The sequence below is a fragment of the Yersinia sp. IP36721 genome (assembly GCF_003634395.1).
Lineage (GTDB): Bacteria > Pseudomonadota > Gammaproteobacteria > Enterobacterales > Enterobacteriaceae > Yersinia > Yersinia entomophaga.
The window spans coordinates 59,279-77,214 of record NZ_QCZL01000019.1 but is presented as its reverse complement, the minus strand read 5'-3'; the positions used below and the strand labels follow the sequence as shown (position 1 = coordinate 77,214).

The following is a 17,936-nucleotide window of genomic DNA, read 5'->3' as shown; positions in this document are numbered from 1 at the left end:
TCGCCAGGGCGCGTTTAAGTGCTGCAATAAGCGTTTTCATTCAGCCAGTGTGCCGCGTGCGGGCGCGACTGGCATGTAGTGGGGATTGTGTGGGGGATGGCACAAAACAAAAGTGACCATGGATAAAATAGCGATACAACTTGCATTGATACAATTATTGGGGGTACATTAAATGTATGGACATATCTTACAACCCAACCAAAAACGAAAAGAATATTGCTGAACGTAACCTGTCCTTTGAGATGGCCCGTGATTTTGAGGTGAAAAGCGCATTGATTGTTGAGGATACCCGTAAAGAGTATTCAGAAAGACGATTTCAAGCATTGGGTTACATCGAGAATCGCCTGCATATGCTGGTTTTCACACCACGTAATGGCAAGGTACATGTTATTAGTCTGCGTAAAGCAAACTCCCGCGAGGTAAAGCGATATGAACAAAAAAATCAGTAAAGTGATAGATGTGGATAACCCTGAATGGGGTGACGCCGAATTTGCCCGCGCCCGCCCAGCCGTTGAGGTGTTTACCGAACTATTTGGCAAAGAAGGCGCTGAGAAAGTCATAAAAACCCGTGGTCGGCCAAAATTGGCAAATCCTAAAGAGCCAATTAAGCTGCGTATTGATCATGATGTGGTTGATGCCTACCGAGCACAGGGTGATGGCTGGCAAACCAAAATGAATGAAGCATTACGTGATTATGCTAAAACACATGGGATGCTGTGATTTAACGTTATTCAACTGGCAATATGCCCCAACGCCAGACCCCAATCCACTCTACATCGCCGTCGGTTAGCCCTAGCAACTGGCGGCGTTCATATTTTACCGTTGGCCCGTTGCGGCTGATTTTATCCCGCAGGCCGTAGTGATGGACTCTGACAGATGTTTGGTACAATGTGCGCGCAATGCTATGGGCGTTATAAATATGATTATCTCAGCCTGGTTGGAGTGTCATTAAAAGTGGATCTGCATACTAAGAACGACAATTCCGGGGAGAATAACGCCGCCTTCTACGCCAAAAGAGTCATTAAAATCATATTGGAGGGCGTGATAAATATAGGGTGCAAAGCCTACTCCAACGGCGTCCTTTATATTTTTATAAATCCCTTCATCGCCACAATGACTGAATTGAGAAAAGAAAAACTCTCCTGCATATGCATACCCGCCTTTGAAGGTCCAATGATCCTTTTCCCACCAGTCTTTTCGCACGCCTAGCAACATACATCTGTTGGAAAAACTATTGACTAACGTTCCAACAGATAAACTGTAATCTGACTGGGCATTTAACTTTCTCTCAACGGCAATATACTGATTATCAAAGTATTGCGTATAGTCAGTTTTGGGTTCATATGCATGAAATATAAATGCCCCCGGATTCACCGAGTAAAGTTTGTCATTTGATGCGATAGCACTGGCTGAAATAGCGATCAAAACGGTGGCGATAGCAGCTCTCATTATTTGTACCTACATGTGTTCGTGTCGTCACGCTCCGCGATGGCTTGTTTGTCGAAGCCCAAGCTTGAAACGGTGTACAGTTCGAACTTAATCGTAGCAGCCTGCTTTTGTTCCGGCGTTAATGATGGATAGATAAACGATTTCAATTTTTGCCTGTTAACCAAATAGGGATTTTTTATTTAAAGAGAACGGTGATTTACAGTTCGCCTATTCGGTCTGCTTATTCAGATAAAGTTGCCCGGCTTTCTGATGTTTTCCATGTGGTTAACAAGATGCCTTCGGCCATCAATCAAGAATGCGATGAACATAATGATGAGCTTGTTACCAGAATTTGCTGAGGTTTTTATGCACGCCAGAGTTGTCACAACATAGGAATCTGATTTTTGTTGAAAAATACCCTCAGCGTTTTATTTACACCGCATTGACTTTTCCCGGGCTGGTGTTAACACTTTAGTGATGCTTATGAAGTAAACTCACTTATTTAAACGAATATCAAAATCAAAGGTAAAAAATGAAATACATGACATTAGTTTTGGCTGTGACCGTCCTGTTTTCTGCTTCATCCTATGCTGCCAAACAGATCACTCGTCAAGAGTCTGCTGGTTATACAAAAATAGGGGAGCTGTCCTTTAAGCAGTCAGGTATACCAACCGTAGGTCATAAAGAGCTTTCAAAAAAGGTTAATCAAAAATGTGAGGAAATGGATAATGTGAAAGCCGATAATTGCTATTACTTCATTTTGGATAAAACCGGCAACGAATCAAACCATGAAAATGTTGATGTCGAAATTTTCAAAAAATAACGTTTAAGGCTCTCCTTAGCTCTGCATCATATTCATACCTGATACAGGGTTTGAATTATGTCGAATGAAGAACGTATCCGTATTGTGGGGTGAGGATTGGCATGATAAAGAACTCGGCATTCTTGTTATCGCTATCCATTGGCTTTTTATGTTCAGCACAGGCCTCAGCAGAAGTTATTGTCGAAGAAGGTCTGAACCTGTATAGCCATACGGCTATGATGACTATGAGTCTACAGCTGCACGCCTTACGGATATTGCGGCTCGGAATGGCTTGTGGGTGAATGTTTTATTGGTGCAGCCCCTTGGTTCCATGGTCCTGGTGATTTTCACGGCCACGTAGATAACCGGTTTGATCCCCACAATGGCTATCATGGCGCATTCCCTAAGCGCGGAGATGCACCTTTCCATCACTTCAGAGGGAACGAGGTTCGCAATAGCCGTGTTGAATATCGCCGCTCGTAGCAGAAAATCTTTTCTCGGGTTATTTATCGTACTTTTAGCTTAAGGAAATACCAATGAATAAATTTATCTTTTGTGTTTTTCTCTGCGCACTTTCTGGATGTTCCGGCGATGATCGATCGGAATGGGGCAAGGCACCCGCTGAGCCTTTGGATGCGCAAACTTGCATGGATGATATCAGCGATGCCAATAGCGATTGCGCGCATTCTGTCGATCCAAAATTCAATTAATATGAATGCGTTCAGATAATAATTAATTAAAGAGAGACCTGTGTCTCTCTTAGTCTACCAAATAAAATCAATCTGCTTTTAATTGTGTCTGTGTCAATGCCATTGTTGAAGTCGTGCGTTTATATTCAATTATTGATTTATTCAGGTTAGGAGGGGCAGCTTTAGGTATTGATGCTTACTGGGCTATTTTCAGGAATCAAGTAAGTATAAGGGAAAAGGCGGTCATCGTTCTTTCTATTAATTTTATCAGTGATCCCTGATAGTTATTTTCGAAAACCTGTCAGGTATGGGTAAATAATCGGGTTATCTTTTCTGGTGAAAATTTCTTCCCCTTACCAATCAATATACTCTCCCAAATAGCCATGATGAAGCTACTCCGAATAGGGTGTAAATTTCAACCTTTCCTTAATGATAGAAGAGATCAATCTGGTCGCGAGGAAACTGTATCTTTCTTGCGGTTTTCGCTTTATCGGAAAACTCGAAAAAGATAAATATTGTGATTTCCTGAGTCTCAATAACGATTGAGCAACGGTGGTTCCGACAAACATATCCTTCTTCTGTGATGCTCTCTGAACATGTCTTATTTTAGTGTCTTGGCGCTGTGTATTTTCTCAAGAACCGAAAGGGGAATTCTATCGCTTCAGTGGCAGATAGCAGCGGGCTTCAAGCCATTATCTACGCAATTATTGCTGCCGGCGAACGCTAGCCAGGGGATAATCCAGCGGGAATAACTTGGATGAAACTTAACATATTCGCAAATTTGATGTGTTTTACTGAGAATCCAGATCGATAGGCAAAAGTGACAGTCATCAGCGTATAGCAATGAGGTTCAAGGCATTCAAAGGGACTTGAGCTCACTCGTTGTAACCTGTTTCTCTCTGGGATTTAAAACAAAAAACCCTTACACGAGGTAAGGGTTGCCAAATGGCCAACACCAGGGAAAGTTAAGATGATTTTATTGATTATAAGGCTATTGAATCATATTAATGTGATTCATGTCACGCATTTATTGATAACTTAAATAAATTCAATACATTAATTTGAAGATTAATAATTATACTTAAGTCAAATTGGCTGTATTCATTATTTAATTTAATGTTTATATTGTTTTAATATAAATAGTAAATCATCGAAAATTTGTCAGATGCCGCTTATTTTCTTCGCATCATCCCTGAAAAAATGGTTGGGATAGGTCTTATCCTTATCGGCATCTTTAACGTTCTGAGATGTCACAAAAACCCCGATACACCGTGATTCTTGTGACAATCGGTCTTTAAGGTTTGTCATCGTCAGTTAACGAAGAATATTATTTAGTGTTTTTATTCAATAGGTTATAGGGATTGCAACAATGAGGGATACGAGGGTTTATACTCTGTGGGTTGTTTTACTTTCTTATCACCTTTCGCCGAGCGAAGCAGAGTCATTTATCCCCGCCGCTCTCAACTGAAAGTGGTATTGGCCGATTCTCCAAAAGATTGTGCCAAAGCGGCCATGACGGACATCGGCATTATTGGCGTGGTAAAAATTTGGTGTAATGCCGAACGTTGCATTGGTTGCGGTGCCTGTGTGACGTACTGGATTCCTCCCTAAATTTAGCTTCATGCTGAAATGAGGGAGGGCTCCATTTAATTTTTTTAGACTTCATGTTAAGAAAATGGATTAAAAACGGGCGCTTAACCCAATGTTATACATAAATTGCTCGCCGCTGCTCAGGCCGGTGGTCTGCGATATGGAGGCAAACGAGGCCACGTTATCCGTGAGCGGCACGTTGGCACCAAGAGTGAGATTCACCCAGTTCTTATCCTGTCTGGCGCTGTCGCGGACAAAATGAGTTTGAGTTGATTTCAGGCCCCCACCGCTTCGATAAACGTCATCCCCAAACTGATGTTGGTAATTCACTTCGGCATAAGGGTTAAATAAGGAACATTTGCCATCCAGCCGCCAGCCCAAAGATCCAATTTGCGAATGATAAGTTTGATCGCTGAAGCGCATGGCCGTACTGTCGTTACCATTTTCGCTATATCCCGACACATTGCTGTAATCCAGCGCAAATTGCGCCATCGGGCCAGTGGTCAGGTAAGTGGTGATCGGAATATTATATCCGGTAGTGAATCTGGCTCCCCACTGTTTGCCATCGGTATTACCGGTTTCAGTTCGGGTTAATGTGCCGATCTGCATACTGCGACGTATATCATCGTAATTCATGCTGGCGTAGTGTACGTCGGCATTCATCCAGGCATAATCCGCGAATTCCAGAGCGCTGAAGGCTGAAAGCAGCAAACCACGCGCCTTATAATCGTAACGGCTGGAAGGCCGTTGATTATCATTCGATCCCGCAATTAATGCGCCAATCAGCCAATTTTCGGTCAACTGATAATCTATACCCAAGGTCAGATTATGAGTAGTGGCATTGCCATCTCCGGCGGCAATGTTGGCTGAATAATCATAATGCTGCCCGGCATAACCGCCAAATACGCCAAATGAGTCCTGCGGATTTTTATGAGTGCGCAATTGCTGGAAACGGCTGTCCAGGGTAGCTCGAGTGTCGCGAGCCATCGCCGCCGTGGCTTGTGTCAGCGCAGCGGCTTGCGCGGGGGCATCAAGTACCGCTTGCATATAATCGGCTATCATCTGATGCGCCTGCGGGCTTGGGTGAAAATGATCGGAGAAAAGGTAGGATTGGCCCGGGGCAAAGCCAGCCTGACCCGAAGTACAAACCGCTGAAGAAACGCCTATCGGGCAGGGCATTCCTGCCGTATTGGTAAACCCGAACAGATTCGGATTACTAATAATTTCACCGAATAGTTTATTCACATCGACGCGGACAATATTGCCGCTACCTTGGGCGAGCAAAGCGTCCTCACTATTATTATAAAAATCTGTGAGTTGCCCGGCCAGAGCGCTTTGATCATCAAAGGCAGCTATGAGCTGAACGGCAATCCCTTGCTGTACTTGCGGAATAGAGCTGATTCGTTCAGAGGCGGCGGTGAGTGCCTGATGAATAGCCTGTCTGCGGGAGGGGTTATCAGGCGTAGTCAGGGCATTTAGCGTGCTGAAAGCGGCCTGTAGAGCGCCGGGTATTGCTGAAGGCTGTACGGCAGCCAATCCCTGTTGAATAACCAGTTCCATTAACATTGGGGTAGCGCCGATATTGGGCACGGTCGGAACGATAACCGTATTGGCTCCGGCATTGAGTAAAGCCTGTACCTGCGTTGCGGCAGCGGCAGCGCTGTTATACGCCGCGCTGGGTGCGCTGGCCGGGTTTGAGGCCGCCGCAGCGGCCAAATCGTTACCGCCTACCCAATGCAGATACAGGCCGTTACTGTCGGCCTGACCGTTCACTCGCTGCAAGTAACTTTGTACTTGATTCTGCGTATTGTAGGCGGGGTTGAGTGCTGGCACCGCAACGGCGCCGCCAGCGGCGTAGTTAAACCCGCCTTTATCCGACGCGACTAATGTCATACCTGCATTTTTCGCCAAAATCTCGTCGTATAAATAATGCTGGTTGCTATCGTAGGTGAATCTGCCGTTATTTCCGGTATCACTCAGACTGTCGCCGAAAACATAAACATTGTCGTAAGCGAATGTAGGGCCAGTGGCGCAAAAAAATAAAGCAATGGCCAGTGCATCCATGCGATACGGATACATTATTTTGATAGGCATATATCAACTCCCTTGAACCTAAATATGAAAGAGGAAACTCTTGATGGTCGTTCCGGATGTAACAATCGCTACCTAAATATTGTCGGTTTCCTGATTTAGTCAAGGCGACCGGATATATTCCTGCCTGCAGGCCCATGAATCAAAATTGAATTATGGTCAGTAAGCTGCCACGAACTGGGTTTTGGCTACGCTGAAAATATAAGCAGGCATAATAAAGGGGGGAACTGGCAAAGTAGAACAAACCTCAATATAATCGTTTAATTAATTCACTATAAATATATTAAGGGGGATTGCTATGTTGACTCGTGAATTGTTTCTTTTTTCACCCGTCCTCAGTCATCGCAACCGCTCAAGCGTTACCGGTATCGTGCTGCGATAACCAGCTTGAGCGAAGCTAACTGACAATCTGAAAACTTCCCTCCGGCTTACTGCATTGCGAGTGCGTCCGACGGCTGAGGCTTCGGTACTGTTCCAAACAGCGTTTGCAAGAATGGCACGATCTAGCACCGGTTTACGATATTTTGACCGACAAACCTGCGCCAGCCGCTACGGCTCCGGTTGAGACAAAACTGGAAAGCATTGCGCAGCAGGAAACTGAAGAAGAACACTTACTGGCGATGTTGCTGGGTCTGGAAAGCAAACTTGAAGGCGATCTGGCGCGTAAACCCAAGCATCAAAAACCAGAGTTACAGCGCCAGTGGCAGCATGAAATTGTGCAGTTAAGTAGACAGCTAGGTTTGGTTTAAACGGTAAGATGAGTATTCAGGCCGTAGAAATGCGGCCCGTTTATCGGGTATAGAATTTGAGATTAATAGCATGGCGCATTTGGTTTTATTGAGGTGATAATCGCTGACCAGTAAATATTATCTTTAAACCAATAGGAAAAAACACTAAATAAACAGCCTCTGAAAATAATCTCTTCGTATATCGGAACAATAAATATCAGTAATAACGGATTTATGATTGAAATATACCCACGATGTGAAACTTGATCCGTCATCCACTTTTCTGATTTTGTTACTCCCAGCAGATAAGGTCTAACGAACTGAATGGCAAGTATGACGAGCAGCAATATCAGAAAAAGGCGATAAAAGATTTCCTTTTCCAAAGCCGTCACGTTTTCTAAAGAAAAACTAATATGAAGGAACGATAATGCTGAGCTCTAATAGGTACATTATAGGGAGCAGCAGCCCTTGTCTCAGCAATTCCTGACTGTGTGCGATGAACAAAGGGATACAGGTGATACCCAACATCAAGAAGAACATCGAGAAGTAGCCTGAAACTGCCTTGGTTTTTTCAGTAAACTCATTATCGGCCATGCAATACCCCTATATTCTGTTCGACGAATGAGTCTCTACGCACTTCACGTCACAGTGTCTTTTGAGTTGAACGTAGCCTTTGATTGAAATCCGATACGCATAATCCGAAGAGTCAGATGCAGGTGGTTTGTAAAATCTGCCTTTCGTTAGGAAAGGCAGGGAGTTCTCTTTTAACGTCTCTTTAATTCCCGCATTTTCTGCCTTTAGCGGAAAACACGGCTACGGTGCCATGTAATTGCACGTCCACCTGTTTGAAATGTGTGGAGAGCACCGAGTGTAAATTATCTAACGAATCCTGATAATTACTAAAAATTCCTTTTTGGTTATAGACCGACATCAGTTTGCGGGCAAAGGCATTATGTTCCACACCTTCACCAAGAATTGTTGCACCACAAACAACACCATCGTCCTTTATTGCCGACGCGGCGAGTGCAATAGCGGGCGCTTTCTCTGACATATTACCGGGCAGGCAATGAAGCAGATAAAATAAAGAAACCGAGTCGAACTGATTATTCAGATGCTCAGGTAACGATTGAAAAACATCATGCAACACGCATTCTGAAATACGATGCAGTCCGACGCGATTTTTAGACGCTTCAAGACTGTTTGGGTTGAGGTCCAACAGAGTAATATTCTGTGAGCCTCGGGGCGTATTGGCCAGGTAATAACCGGTTCCGACGCCAATATCCAAGTGTTTTTTTCCCATGTGTTGCTGTAAATGAGGTAATAAAATATCTTTGGTACTGCAACGCCAGGCGTATTTATTCGATATGTTTAGTACCCACCAATCATAGAGTTTCAGTGACAGTGGTGTATAAACCTGAGCACCTTTAGCGTTTTTGGCATTCATCCGTAAATCCTTTTCTTATGTTTTTATTCAACAATCAATTGCTAAAATAACCAATTTTTATCTTGGAATTCAATATACAGGTGTTAAATTTCCACATTCTCTTATTAGATAGTTAGGGGGATTAAAACAGGATAAAGAGGGTTGCATTAGATTTATGAATGGAAATCGGGCGGCCTTACTTAAACGCGCTTAGGGGAAATTTGTTAAGGGCGCACGCAGATGCGATAAGGGATACCTGAGTTAATTAAACCGCCCCTATCGATAACGATGATTCACTAGCGAACGCACCAATTTTCCTTACACTTCAATCGCGCTTAGATGTTACTCTTTATTCAGTTAAAGCGATGGGAGCTGGCAAGTGAAAAAGTCACCGTTTACGCTATTAGTTGCACTTTGTGCCGTTAGCGTATTTTTCTTAATCGGCGGGTGTGAGAAAAGAAACTCCTATTACTTGATGCGATAAAGAATGACACCCGAGTTCAAATATTAAACTGCGATAAATATTCGGATGAAAACGGTGATGCGCCAGCCACGCAAAAATACAGCGTAGAGAAAAGCTTATTCGGGCAAACTCCCTTGATTTCCGGCAGTGAAATTACCTGCGAATTAGGTAAGGATGTTTCAGAAAAACAGCTGGCACGCGTTATGGCGATCGAGAATGGTGTGATTAACGGCATTGACTATACGCTTTTCCATTCTGATGCCTCAGGGAGCGTTGGGCAGAATAACGCTGAATGGCAGGTGGTGTGTGAAAAAGATGCAATGACAGATGCACAAATTGTGCAGCGCCGAAAACCACGATTTATATCTTTATAAGAATGACTTGGGTTATTTGGTTTCCGTGGAAAAACCGGCTATAGCAATTCGGGGCCTGACACTCAGGCTCGACGCCGAAAATCCATTGTTCACTAATACTGACCAGTTTGATGCAAAACAGTCGAGGACAATTATTTCTGCTCTGCGTAATGGCACAAAATTAGTTTATCGATTTAAAAAACGCCCAGGTGATATCTCTGAGGATGTTTACGTCAACACCAATAATATTGAGCAAGCGTTGCTGTTGCTGAATAAAGCCTATGCTGCTTTGTGACGGGCGAGCTAATCATTTGATTCGGGCCGTGTGAATACGCGGCCTTTTTTATATGGGGTGTCTGACATTTATTTACTGAGTGCTAAACGAATTAACGGGTAAGGTCGCCCCTGACTGTCTAATTCAGAGTGGCCGGTGATTTGGAAACCCAAACGCGGATAAAACCTTCTGCCCGCGTATTTTGCGCATTCACGTCGGTCGTTATTATTGAATATAGCGCCACGGCGTAATCAATTATTTTACGACCAACGCCGACTCCCCGATATTTCGGATCGATAAATAAAACTTCCAACTGAAATTAGTTAAATAGCATAAATCCGATAGACCCATCTTGGTTATCGACCCAAGTAACAAGGGGGCAGCGGGAAGCAGTGTAGCCGCGTTTTGCCGTTGAACGAGAGCTTCAATCTGGTGCATGACAGGCGCTGCCTTTTCCCACTTCACAGTTAACCATTACTGCTCGGTGCGCTCATCATGCTGGAAAATGCGTTAGCCCAGCGATGCGTATTTTTCTTGAAAGTAGACATCAGGACTTACCCGCGACGCTATGCGCCAATGCCGAACGGCTAGCGGTGGCTGGTTAGGCGAGTTTATTTTTTGTTATTTTATGAGCGGCTTTAGCGTTATTTCCCCGAATCCATACATTATACATTCTTCTGAATTCAGGCCGCTTCCCGCTAAATTATCTTTTGTGAGCGAAGGTGAGTCTGAATCAGGTCGCCCCGCGTTAAGAATTCTACTATTTTCTCTTTTTATTGATGAAATTCCTATAGTTTTTCTATGAAAATCAGCATTTCGTATTTCAGACTCGTTGCAGGTTAATGTGCGGTATCAGCCATTTCTTTACTTATCCCAATAATTTTGTACGGATTTTTCGCAATTCCTTTCGTAGCTGCTATTTTATTTTTTACAAATCAATAAATTAAACTTATTTCGCAAAGCTAAAAAATGATGGTTTTGGGAGGTTCATCACAATGCGAACCCGAAGAAGTGTGAAGAATGTCAATCTGAAAGGTCAATGAGAGACGATTACCCCAAATAGTGGATTACTGCCTTATCTGGCAACTCCGTATACTTTCGACAACCAGAGACAATGGATGTGGGCTAAGGCTCGCGATGACGTACAGATAAAGGGAATTTTACCATTGCAACTGGCATATCAATAACTTGTGTCTTTTGAACATCAAAAGGTGTTGGGTATGGAAAAGAAAAAAATTTATCTGTTTTGTTCTGCCGGTATGTCCACCTCGCTGCTGGTATCCAAAATGAAGGCGCAAGCGGAGAAGTATGAAGTTCCGGTGGTGATTAACGCCTATCCGGAAGCGCTGGCATCAGAAAAAGGCCCAGAGGCCGATGTGATCTTGTTAGGGCCACAAATCAGCTACATGTTGGGTGAAATCGAAAAAATGTTCCCGCACAAACCCGTTGAAGTTATCGACGCGCAGCTCTACGGCAAAGTCGATGGTTTAGGGGTATTAAAAGCTGCCGTGGCCGCTATAAAAAAAGCAAAACAATAATAGGGGATTGTCGTGAGCCAATTTATTGCTTCTCTGGAAAAAGTCATCTTACCCTTTGCCGTTAGAATAGGCAGACAACAGCATATCAACGCCATCAAGAATGGGTTTATCAGGCTGATGCCGTTAACCCTGACCGGGGCGATGTTTGTTCTGATCAACAACGTATTCTTAAGTTTCGGCGACGGCTCGTTCTTCTACTCAATGGGGGTGCGTTTAGACGCCGATACCATAACCATGCTGAATGGCTGGAAAGGCATTGGCGGTAACGTTTATAACGGTACCCTTGGTATCATGTCGTTAATGACGCCGTTCTTTATCAGTATGGCGCTGGCCGAAGAGAAAAAGGTCGATCCTCTGGCCGCTGCGCTGCTGGCGGTTGCAGCCTTTATGACCGTTACGCCGTACAGCGTGGGTGAAGCCTATGCCGTTGGCGCAAACTGGCTGGGCGGTGCCAATATCATTTCCGGTATTATTATCGGGCTGGTGGTAGCTGAACTCTTTACCTTTATCATTCGTCGTAACTGGGTTATCAGCCTGCCAGACAGCGTGCCTACCTCGGTTTCGCGCTCATTCTCTGCAGTTATTCCTGGTTTTATCATCCTGTCTATCATGGGTGTGATTGCATATTTCCTCGCCCAATATGGCACCAACTTCCATCAGGTGATTATCGATAGTATCTCGGCGCCGCTGTCTAAAATGGGCAATGTAGTCGGCTGGGTGTACGTCATGTTCTCCTCCCTGCTGTGGTTCTTCGGGGTGCACGGCGCCATGGCGCTGTCCGCGCTGGAAAGCGGCATTATGATGCCGTTCGCACTGGAAAACGTTGCAACCTATACCCAATACGGTTCGGTAGATGCCGCGCTGGCTGCGGGTAAAGAGTTCCATATGTGGGCCAAACCTTTCGTCGATTCCTACATTTTCCTCGGCGGAACCGGTGCGACTCTGGGTCTGATTATTGCCATTTTTATTGCTTCCCGTCGTGAAGATTACCGCCAGGTTGCGAAACTGGCAGCTCCAGCAAGTATTTTCCAGATCAATGAACCAATCCTGTTCGGTCTGCCGGTCATTATGAACCCACTGCTGTTTATCCCGTTCATCATGATTCAGCCGATATTGGCGATTATTACTTCCGTGGCTTATTACAGCGGTTTTATCCCGCCAATCACCAACATTGCGCCATGGACAATGCCTGCCGGTTTAGGTGCCTTCTTCAATACCAACGGCAGCATTGCGGCGTTACTGCTCAGTTTGTTTAACCTGGGGGTAGCGACATTGGTTTATCTGCCGTTCGTGATTATTGCTAACAAGGCGCAGGGCGAGATTGACCGTGAAGTTGAAAGCGAAGAAGAAATCGCAAACAGCCTGAAATTCTAATAATTACACTTTGTTTGAGCTGCACTCTGTTTATGACGTAAAGGTTTGGGAGCTGGAATGAAATATCAATTTTCCGATGATTTTTGGTGGGGAAGTGCCACCTCGGCAACGCAGTCCGAAGGGGCGGCGTTACGGGAGGGTAAAAGCAAGAATATCTTCGATTACTGGTATGAGATTTCCCCGGAGCGTTTTCATGACTTAGTTGGTCCAGAAAATACTTCGACATTTTACGATAACTATAAGCAGGATATTTTGTTGTTAAAGGCGCTGGGGCATAACACGTTCAGAACGTCTATTTCCTGGTCCCGATTGATCCCCGACGGTGACGGCGAGCTGAATCCTCAGGCCGTCGCCTTTTATAACGGGGTGATAGATACTTTACTGGCAAACGGCATTAAGCCTTTTATTAACCTCTACCACTTTGACATGCCGTTATGCCTGCAAGAGCGAGGGGGGTGGGAAAACCGAGTCGTAGTGGAGGCTTATGCCCGTTATGCCGAAGCCTGTTTTAAGTTGTTTGGCGATAGAGTTAAACACTGGTTTACCTTCAATGAGCCTATTGTGCCGGTTGAAGCCGGTTATCTGAATGACTTGCATTACCCTTGCGTGGTGGATTTTAAGCGAGCGGTGACGGTGGCTTACCATAGCGTATTGGCTCATGCCAAAGCGGTGGGGCGCTACCGCAGCGCGGAGCAAAACGGGACAATTGGCATCATTTTGAATCTGAGCCCGACTTATCCGCGTTCAGATAGCGCCGAAGATCGTGCGGCGGCGTATCATGCCGATCTGTTGCTTAATCGCAGTTTCCTCGATCCAGTAACGAAAGGCGCTTATCCTGCTGATTTGGTGGAATTATTACGCCAGCATGATTTATTGCCTCGCACTGAGCCGGAAGACGCTCAGCTGATTGCCTGTGGAACGGTGGATGTGCTTGGGGTGAATTATTACCAGCCGAGGCGTATCCAGGCTAAAGACGTTCCGGTTTCTGCCGGGCAGGTAAAAACCCCAGAAGATTTATTTAGTTTTTATGCGATGCCGGGTCGTAAGATTAATCCCCATCGCGGCTGGGAAATTTATGAAAAAGGGCTGTATGACATTCTGAAAGACCTACAGGAAAATTACGGCAATATTCCCTGCTATATTTCAGAGAATGGAATGGGCGTGGAGGGCGAGGAGCAGTTTATGGACTCGACCGGAATGATTAATGATGACTACCGAATTGATTTTATTCGCGAACATTTAACCTGGCTGCATAAAGCTCTACAGGAAGGTAGCAATTGTAAAGGCTACCATTTGTGGACCTTTATCGACTGTTGGTCGTGGCTTAATGCCTATAAGAATCGTTATGGATTGGTTCGGCTGAATAGGGCAGACCAAACCCGTGAACTGAAAAAAAGTGGTTATTGGTTTGCAAATGTCGCAAGGCAAAACGGCTTTAACTGACGGAGTAATATCATGTTTGATTTAGATTCTATCGTTGATAATGAAGAAACCAGCAGTGAGTTGGAAGACGTCGTTATGGGGCTGATTATCAACGCGGGTCAGGCGCGCAGCCTGGCTTACAAAGCGTTAAAGCTGGCTAAAACCGGTGACTTTGCTCAGGCTGAAGAAATGATGGCTCAGTCCCGATTGGCACTTAATGAGGCGCATTTGGTGCAGACCCAACTGATTGAAGCAGATCAGGGCGAAGGGAAAACCAAAGTCACGCTCGTACTGGTTCACGCTCAGGATCATTTAATGAATGCTATGCTGGCCAGAGAGTTAATTGCCGAATTGATCGAATTACACCAACGAGTTGGTTGATGTTGATGTTGGCACTTTGTCCGTTTTGAATATTAAAATGACGGTGAATAAAATGGATATAAGATTAGTACGTGAAAAAGATCTTTTTAACGACAAGGAATTCCATCTATTTATTTACAATAAAACGGAAAGTGCCACAGGTTTACATCGGCATGATTATTATGAATATACGCTGATATTGACGGGAATGTGTTATCAGGAAATTAACGGTAAACGGGTGTTTTTAGAGCGCGGAGACGTGGTTTTTATCCCCGTAGGGTCTCACCATCAAAGTTTTTATGAGTTTGGCGTGACTCGCATTCTCAACGTTGGTATCAGCAAAGCGTTTTTCGAGCAGCATTATAAACATATTTTATCCCGCAGTTTTGTGGCTTCTCAGGCCTATCGTATTAAAGGCGATTTTCTTTCCTATATCGAATCAGCGATTTCTGCGGCTCACGTACAGGAAGATGAAATAACGGAGTTGTTGGAATTACTGACATTCTATGTCACAAACCGCATTAGCCATTATAAAGAGACCGCTCCCAGCGATGATATTCCCCAGTGGCTAAAAAATACCGTTGATAAGATGCATGATAATTCGCAGTTTGGGGAAAGGGCGCTGATCAATATGGTCGAACTTTCTGGCAAAACTCAGGAATATCTCACTCGCGCGACCCGACGTTATTACCAAAAAACGCCCATGCAAATTATCAATGAAATTAGAATCAATTTTGCCAAAACCCAGCTTGAAGTGACTAATGACTTGGTTTCCGATATCGCTTTTGAAGCGGGTTACAGCGACACCACATTATTTATCAAAAACTTCAAGAAGCTCACCTCTTTTACGCCGGGTAACTATCGTAAGAAATTCTATGGCGTTGCTGAGAGTTTATCCCACTAATTTTTGGCTGACGCTGGCGACAGCGGGCTACGCAGAAAGGTATTACTCATGGGGAAGTTACTTATTATTAATGCTGATGATTTCGGGCTAAGCAAAGGGCAGAGCTACGGTATTATCGAAGCTTTTCGCCACGGAGTCGTTTCTTCTACCACGGCAATGGTGAACGGCACAGCAATTGATCACGCTGCGGAATTGAGTCGGGAAAATCCTGATTTACCGGTGGGGTTACATTTTGTCCTCACTTACGGCCGCCCACTCACTGAGATGCCTTCTTTAGTTGATGCCAAGGGCGAACTGAATAAATCTCTGTGGCAGCACGCGGAGGCCGGCACGTTGAATCTGGATGAAATTGCCGGAGAGCTAGTTAGCCAATTTGATAAGTTCGTTGCTCTATTTGGCCGCCCGCCAAGCCATATCGACAGCCATCATCACGTTCATATGTTGCCGCAGATTTATCCACGGGTTGCCGCTTTTGCCCGCGAGCGAAATCTATCGCTGCGTATTGACCGTCATTATGCGCAGCAGCAAAAAATCGCGTTGGGTGATTCTCGCAGCAGCCAGTGGTTTGAGGACGGTTTCTATGGTGAGGAAATATCGGAACAGCTATTTTTACAATTGTTGGATAAAGCCAATGAGAGAGGCGTGAATTCCGTTGAGTTTATGTGTCATCCGGCCTTTATAGATAAAATCCTAATGACCAGTAGCTATTGTTATCCGCGTTTAACTGAATTAGAAGTATTAACCTCTCCCACACTAAAACAAGCCATTGCGCAGCGCGGTTACCGATTAGGTTCTTTTCAGGATTGCTAACGTTCGCCTATTTATCTGATAAACATCCTAGTAAAACGGCCCAACCAGGGCCGTTTAGTTGAGAATAAATAACTCTCAAAGGCTTCCTGGTACTTCAGATGTTCTTATTCATTATGCTTCAGCTGCGACTCACTTTATTGAGTAATTTATGGCAACCGCTTTTTTCCATTTTAATGATATGGGTAGCATCGGTGGTGGCATCTTCATAGCTTTTACGTAATTCCTCCAGATCACAGCCACTCGGATGATTGCCATTGCTGGAAGAAACTTGAAAGGGAAGTATATTCTGGTTGCTTAACATGGTTGCTCCCGTGTTGACACTCAGGACGCACAGCAGAGGCAATATGATGAATTTTGAATTTCTCAACATTGATCTTCCCTACGGAGTTTCTTAATCATGGGTCTCAGACCATACTCTCTGAAGATTGTATTAGTGAGAGTAAAGGTAAATATGATTAAGCTGAGGGTAATAAATTATAGATTTTTCCTCTGAAACGGCTTAATTATTGACAATATTAGATATAGTCAAGTACGTGACTTTCTCCGCGGGCACAGATACATGCTCTAGCGCTAAAAGCATTGTGCTATAAAGTATCCGATGCCAGATAATAGGAATATTTCTATGGCAAATAGCAGAATCATCAGGATATTGATGTTCGCCGTAGCCATTTTGAATCGTTCAAAAAAAATACTATACATGGTGATGAATCTTTAAATTGGAAACGCTATTAATCTTGCTAAGCATAAGCTTATCCTGATAGACGCAGCGTCTATCGCTACCGATTTCAGACGTGATATTTCCTTCGGCATAAACTTGTTTCAGCAACGCTGGGTAGGCCGTAATCAGCCGCGATGTATTTAACATGGCTGAAAGTCTGGACGATAGCTCTCTGGCGATATTGATTGCCGGATGAACTGCTTCTGAATTTTGCTGCGTGAGTTCCGCTAATCCTCCGCGTAAAAACCAGTAGTGAAGTTCGGTGCTATTACGAAATTTAAGCTTAGCCATTGCCGTACGTTTATGATTGCTCACGGTTTTAACACTAATACGTAACATATTGGCTATACTGCAATTTGTCATGCCCAGCGCTAATGACTCTAAGACTTCGCGCTCGCGGCGGGTCAATGCTTCCGTAATGGGTTTAATGCCGATAAGAGCATTCCGGGACTGTATTGAGGAAAACATTGGCTTTATCAAATTCACTAATTTATCAACTGATAAATTACGTGAAATGACTCTAATATTTTCCTGATTGATAGTGAGTGAGTGATGATTAACGCTATCCGGATTTTGGATCAAAAAGAACCGAGTTTTAGAGGTCTCCGGGTTAGCGGCAATCTCCGATAATAATCCTGACTCTGATAGTGAACTTCCACAAAAAATGATGTTGGCACGATAACGGTAGTAAATGTCGTTAGTAAAAAATACACGTATATTTAATCGGGAGAAAAATACAATAAGCACCTGACGTAAACCTTCCGCATAGTACTTATCTTTCTCGATAATCAATATTGTCAGGGAGTTATTCCCAGAAAATCGATTGTTTCTCGTGGCGTGATTATTAATGACGCTGGATTCCATGCGTAGTCTATCCTATGTGGCAATAATATTTATTATTATTTTTCTGAAGGTTGTATTTATTTTATTTTCTGCTGTAAAACAAAAATATCAAATATCGCTCAAATA

Annotated in this window: 19 protein-coding genes and 2 pseudogenes; 15 read left to right on the top strand and 6 right to left on the bottom strand. The window is 44.1% G+C overall.

Annotated features, from left to right (window positions below):
• Positions 1 to 176 precede the first annotated feature (176 nt).
• Both DBA33_RS15050 and DBA33_RS15045 read left to right on the top strand, forming a co-directional pair.
• Positions 177 to 449 (top strand): BrnT family toxin, encoded by a 273-nt coding sequence (locus DBA33_RS15050; protein ID WP_120806726.1) that lies wholly within the window; start codon positions 177 to 179, stop codon positions 447 to 449.
• On the top strand, positions 430 to 720 hold the full coding sequence (locus DBA33_RS15045; protein WP_049596518.1) for a BrnA antitoxin family protein: 291 nt from the start codon (positions 430 to 432) through the stop codon (positions 718 to 720). The genes DBA33_RS15050 and DBA33_RS15045 overlap by 20 nt, the downstream gene beginning before the upstream one ends.
• Before the next feature lie 11 nt (positions 721 to 731).
• Here the strand turns inward: DBA33_RS15045 and DBA33_RS15040 are convergent.
• Positions 732 to 871, bottom strand: a pseudogene (locus tag DBA33_RS15040) (phage virion morphogenesis protein); the annotation flags it as partial.
• A 77-nt stretch (positions 872 to 948) separates the two neighbouring features.
• The gene (locus DBA33_RS15035) at positions 949 to 1,449 is read right to left on the bottom strand and encodes a hypothetical protein (RefSeq protein ID WP_120806725.1); all 501 of its coding nucleotides are present in this window, start codon (positions 1,447 to 1,449) and stop codon (positions 949 to 951) included.
• Positions 1,450 to 1,960: 511 nt separating this feature from the next.
• Between DBA33_RS15035 and DBA33_RS15030 the strand changes: the two genes are divergently transcribed.
• The 3 genes from DBA33_RS15030 to DBA33_RS15025 all read left to right on the top strand — a co-directional run bounded on the left by DBA33_RS15030 (position 1,961) and on the right by DBA33_RS15025 (position 4,530).
• Positions 1,961 to 2,251, top strand: coding sequence for a hypothetical protein (locus DBA33_RS15030; protein ID WP_120806724.1), 291 nt, complete (start codon positions 1,961 to 1,963; stop codon positions 2,249 to 2,251).
• Between the two features lie 515 nt (positions 2,252 to 2,766).
• On the top strand, positions 2,767 to 2,940 hold the full coding sequence (locus DBA33_RS20660) for a hypothetical protein (protein ID WP_158513773.1): 174 nt from the start codon (positions 2,767 to 2,769) through the stop codon (positions 2,938 to 2,940).
• 1,374 nt (positions 2,941 to 4,314) lie between these two features.
• Positions 4,315 to 4,530: a hypothetical protein gene (locus DBA33_RS15025; RefSeq protein WP_064517742.1), complete on the top strand. Its 216-nt coding sequence runs from the start codon at positions 4,315 to 4,317 to the stop codon at positions 4,528 to 4,530.
• A 69-nt stretch (positions 4,531 to 4,599) separates the two neighbouring features.
• Here DBA33_RS15025 and DBA33_RS15020 read toward each other — a convergent pair whose 3' ends face one another.
• Complete coding sequence (locus tag DBA33_RS15020) at positions 4,600 to 6,603, bottom strand: autotransporter domain-containing protein (protein WP_120806723.1); 2,004 nt, start codon at positions 6,601 to 6,603, stop codon at positions 4,600 to 4,602.
• A 521-nt stretch (positions 6,604 to 7,124) separates the two neighbouring features.
• Between DBA33_RS15020 and DBA33_RS15015 the strand changes: the two genes are divergently transcribed.
• Positions 7,125 to 7,349 carry a hypothetical protein gene (locus DBA33_RS15015; protein WP_162975215.1) on the top strand — a complete coding sequence of 75 codons (225 nt, stop codon included), beginning with the start codon at positions 7,125 to 7,127 and terminating at the stop codon, positions 7,347 to 7,349.
• Between the two features lie 754 nt (positions 7,350 to 8,103).
• Here DBA33_RS15015 and DBA33_RS15005 read toward each other — a convergent pair.
• Positions 8,104 to 8,772: a class I SAM-dependent methyltransferase gene (locus DBA33_RS15005; protein ID WP_120806721.1), complete on the bottom strand. Its 669-nt coding sequence runs from the start codon at positions 8,770 to 8,772 to the stop codon at positions 8,104 to 8,106.
• A 576-nt stretch (positions 8,773 to 9,348) separates the two neighbouring features.
• Between DBA33_RS15005 and DBA33_RS15000 the strand changes: the two genes are divergently transcribed.
• The 9 genes and pseudogenes from DBA33_RS15000 to chbG all read left to right on the top strand — a co-directional run bounded on the left by DBA33_RS15000 (position 9,349) and on the right by chbG (position 16,249).
• The gene (locus tag DBA33_RS15000) at positions 9,349 to 9,588 is read left to right on the top strand and encodes a hypothetical protein (RefSeq protein WP_120806720.1); all 240 of its coding nucleotides are present in this window, start codon (positions 9,349 to 9,351) and stop codon (positions 9,586 to 9,588) included.
• 25 nt (positions 9,589 to 9,613) lie between these two features.
• A complete protein-coding gene (locus tag DBA33_RS14995; protein ID WP_162975214.1) occupies positions 9,614 to 9,862 on the top strand; it encodes a hypothetical protein in 249 nt (82 codons plus the stop codon).
• 377 nt (positions 9,863 to 10,239) lie between these two features.
• A pseudogene (locus DBA33_RS20980) lies at positions 10,240 to 10,446 on the top strand (hypothetical protein); the annotation flags it as partial.
• A gap of 615 nt (positions 10,447 to 11,061) precedes the next feature.
• Positions 11,062 to 11,379: a PTS sugar transporter subunit IIB gene (locus tag DBA33_RS14985; RefSeq protein WP_049596361.1), complete on the top strand. Its 318-nt coding sequence runs from the start codon at positions 11,062 to 11,064 to the stop codon at positions 11,377 to 11,379.
• Between the two features lie 12 nt (positions 11,380 to 11,391).
• On the top strand, positions 11,392 to 12,753 hold the full coding sequence (chbC, locus tag DBA33_RS14980; protein WP_064517758.1) for a PTS N,N'-diacetylchitobiose transporter subunit IIC: 1,362 nt from the start codon (positions 11,392 to 11,394) through the stop codon (positions 12,751 to 12,753).
• A gap of 57 nt (positions 12,754 to 12,810) precedes the next feature.
• On the top strand, positions 12,811 to 14,196 hold the full coding sequence (locus DBA33_RS14975; protein ID WP_064517760.1) for a glycoside hydrolase family 1 protein: 1,386 nt from the start codon (positions 12,811 to 12,813) through the stop codon (positions 14,194 to 14,196).
• Between the two features lie 12 nt (positions 14,197 to 14,208).
• The gene (gene chbA, locus DBA33_RS14970) at positions 14,209 to 14,556 is read left to right on the top strand and encodes a PTS N,N'-diacetylchitobiose transporter subunit IIA (protein WP_064517762.1); all 348 of its coding nucleotides are present in this window, start codon (positions 14,209 to 14,211) and stop codon (positions 14,554 to 14,556) included.
• A 37-nt stretch (positions 14,557 to 14,593) separates the two neighbouring features.
• Complete coding sequence (gene chbR, locus DBA33_RS14965; RefSeq protein ID WP_071925645.1) at positions 14,594 to 15,439, top strand: transcriptional regulator ChbR; 846 nt, start codon at positions 14,594 to 14,596, stop codon at positions 15,437 to 15,439.
• A 48-nt stretch (positions 15,440 to 15,487) separates the two neighbouring features.
• Positions 15,488 to 16,249: a chitin disaccharide deacetylase gene (gene chbG / locus DBA33_RS14960; RefSeq protein ID WP_064517765.1), complete on the top strand. Its 762-nt coding sequence runs from the start codon at positions 15,488 to 15,490 to the stop codon at positions 16,247 to 16,249.
• 118 nt (positions 16,250 to 16,367) lie between these two features.
• Here chbG and DBA33_RS14955 read toward each other — a convergent pair whose 3' ends face one another.
• Both DBA33_RS14955 and DBA33_RS14950 read right to left on the bottom strand, forming a co-directional pair.
• Positions 16,368 to 16,550, bottom strand: a complete 183-nt coding sequence (locus tag DBA33_RS14955; protein WP_064517766.1) for a hypothetical protein — start codon at positions 16,548 to 16,550, stop codon at positions 16,368 to 16,370.
• A 390-nt stretch (positions 16,551 to 16,940) separates the two neighbouring features.
• Complete coding sequence (locus tag DBA33_RS14950; RefSeq protein WP_120806718.1) at positions 16,941 to 17,831, bottom strand: LuxR C-terminal-related transcriptional regulator; 891 nt, start codon at positions 17,829 to 17,831, stop codon at positions 16,941 to 16,943.
• Positions 17,832 to 17,936: the final 105 nt, after the last annotated feature.

Bases quoted from the DNA above. Each gene is read 5' to 3' on its own strand.
- DBA33_RS15050 (WP_120806726.1), top strand. From the start codon at position 177: ATGGACATATCTTACAACCCAACCAAAAACGAAAAGAATATTGCTGAA.
- chbR (WP_071925645.1), top strand. From the start codon at position 14,594: ATGACGGTGAATAAAATGGATATAAGATTAGTACGTGAAAAAGATCTT.
- DBA33_RS15005 (WP_120806721.1), bottom strand. From the start codon at position 8,772: ATGAATGCCAAAAACGCTAAAGGTGCTCAGGTTTATACACCACTGTCA.
- DBA33_RS14955 (WP_064517766.1), bottom strand. From the start codon at position 16,550: ATGTTAAGCAACCAGAATATACTTCCCTTTCAAGTTTCTTCCAGCAAT.
- DBA33_RS15035 (WP_120806725.1), bottom strand. From the start codon at position 1,449: ATGAGAGCTGCTATCGCCACCGTTTTGATCGCTATTTCAGCCAGTGCT.
- chbA (WP_064517762.1), top strand. From the start codon at position 14,209: ATGTTTGATTTAGATTCTATCGTTGATAATGAAGAAACCAGCAGTGAG.
- chbG (WP_064517765.1), top strand. From the start codon at position 15,488: ATGGGGAAGTTACTTATTATTAATGCTGATGATTTCGGGCTAAGCAAA.
- DBA33_RS15045 (WP_049596518.1), top strand. From the start codon at position 430: ATGAACAAAAAAATCAGTAAAGTGATAGATGTGGATAACCCTGAATGG.
- DBA33_RS14975 (WP_064517760.1), top strand. From the start codon at position 12,811: ATGAAATATCAATTTTCCGATGATTTTTGGTGGGGAAGTGCCACCTCG.
- DBA33_RS14985 (WP_049596361.1), top strand. From the start codon at position 11,062: ATGGAAAAGAAAAAAATTTATCTGTTTTGTTCTGCCGGTATGTCCACC.
- DBA33_RS14950 (WP_120806718.1), bottom strand. From the start codon at position 17,831: ATGGAATCCAGCGTCATTAATAATCACGCCACGAGAAACAATCGATTT.
- DBA33_RS20660 (WP_158513773.1), top strand. From the start codon at position 2,767: ATGAATAAATTTATCTTTTGTGTTTTTCTCTGCGCACTTTCTGGATGT.
- DBA33_RS15020 (WP_120806723.1), bottom strand. From the start codon at position 6,603: ATGCCTATCAAAATAATGTATCCGTATCGCATGGATGCACTGGCCATT.
- DBA33_RS15030 (WP_120806724.1), top strand. From the start codon at position 1,961: ATGAAATACATGACATTAGTTTTGGCTGTGACCGTCCTGTTTTCTGCT.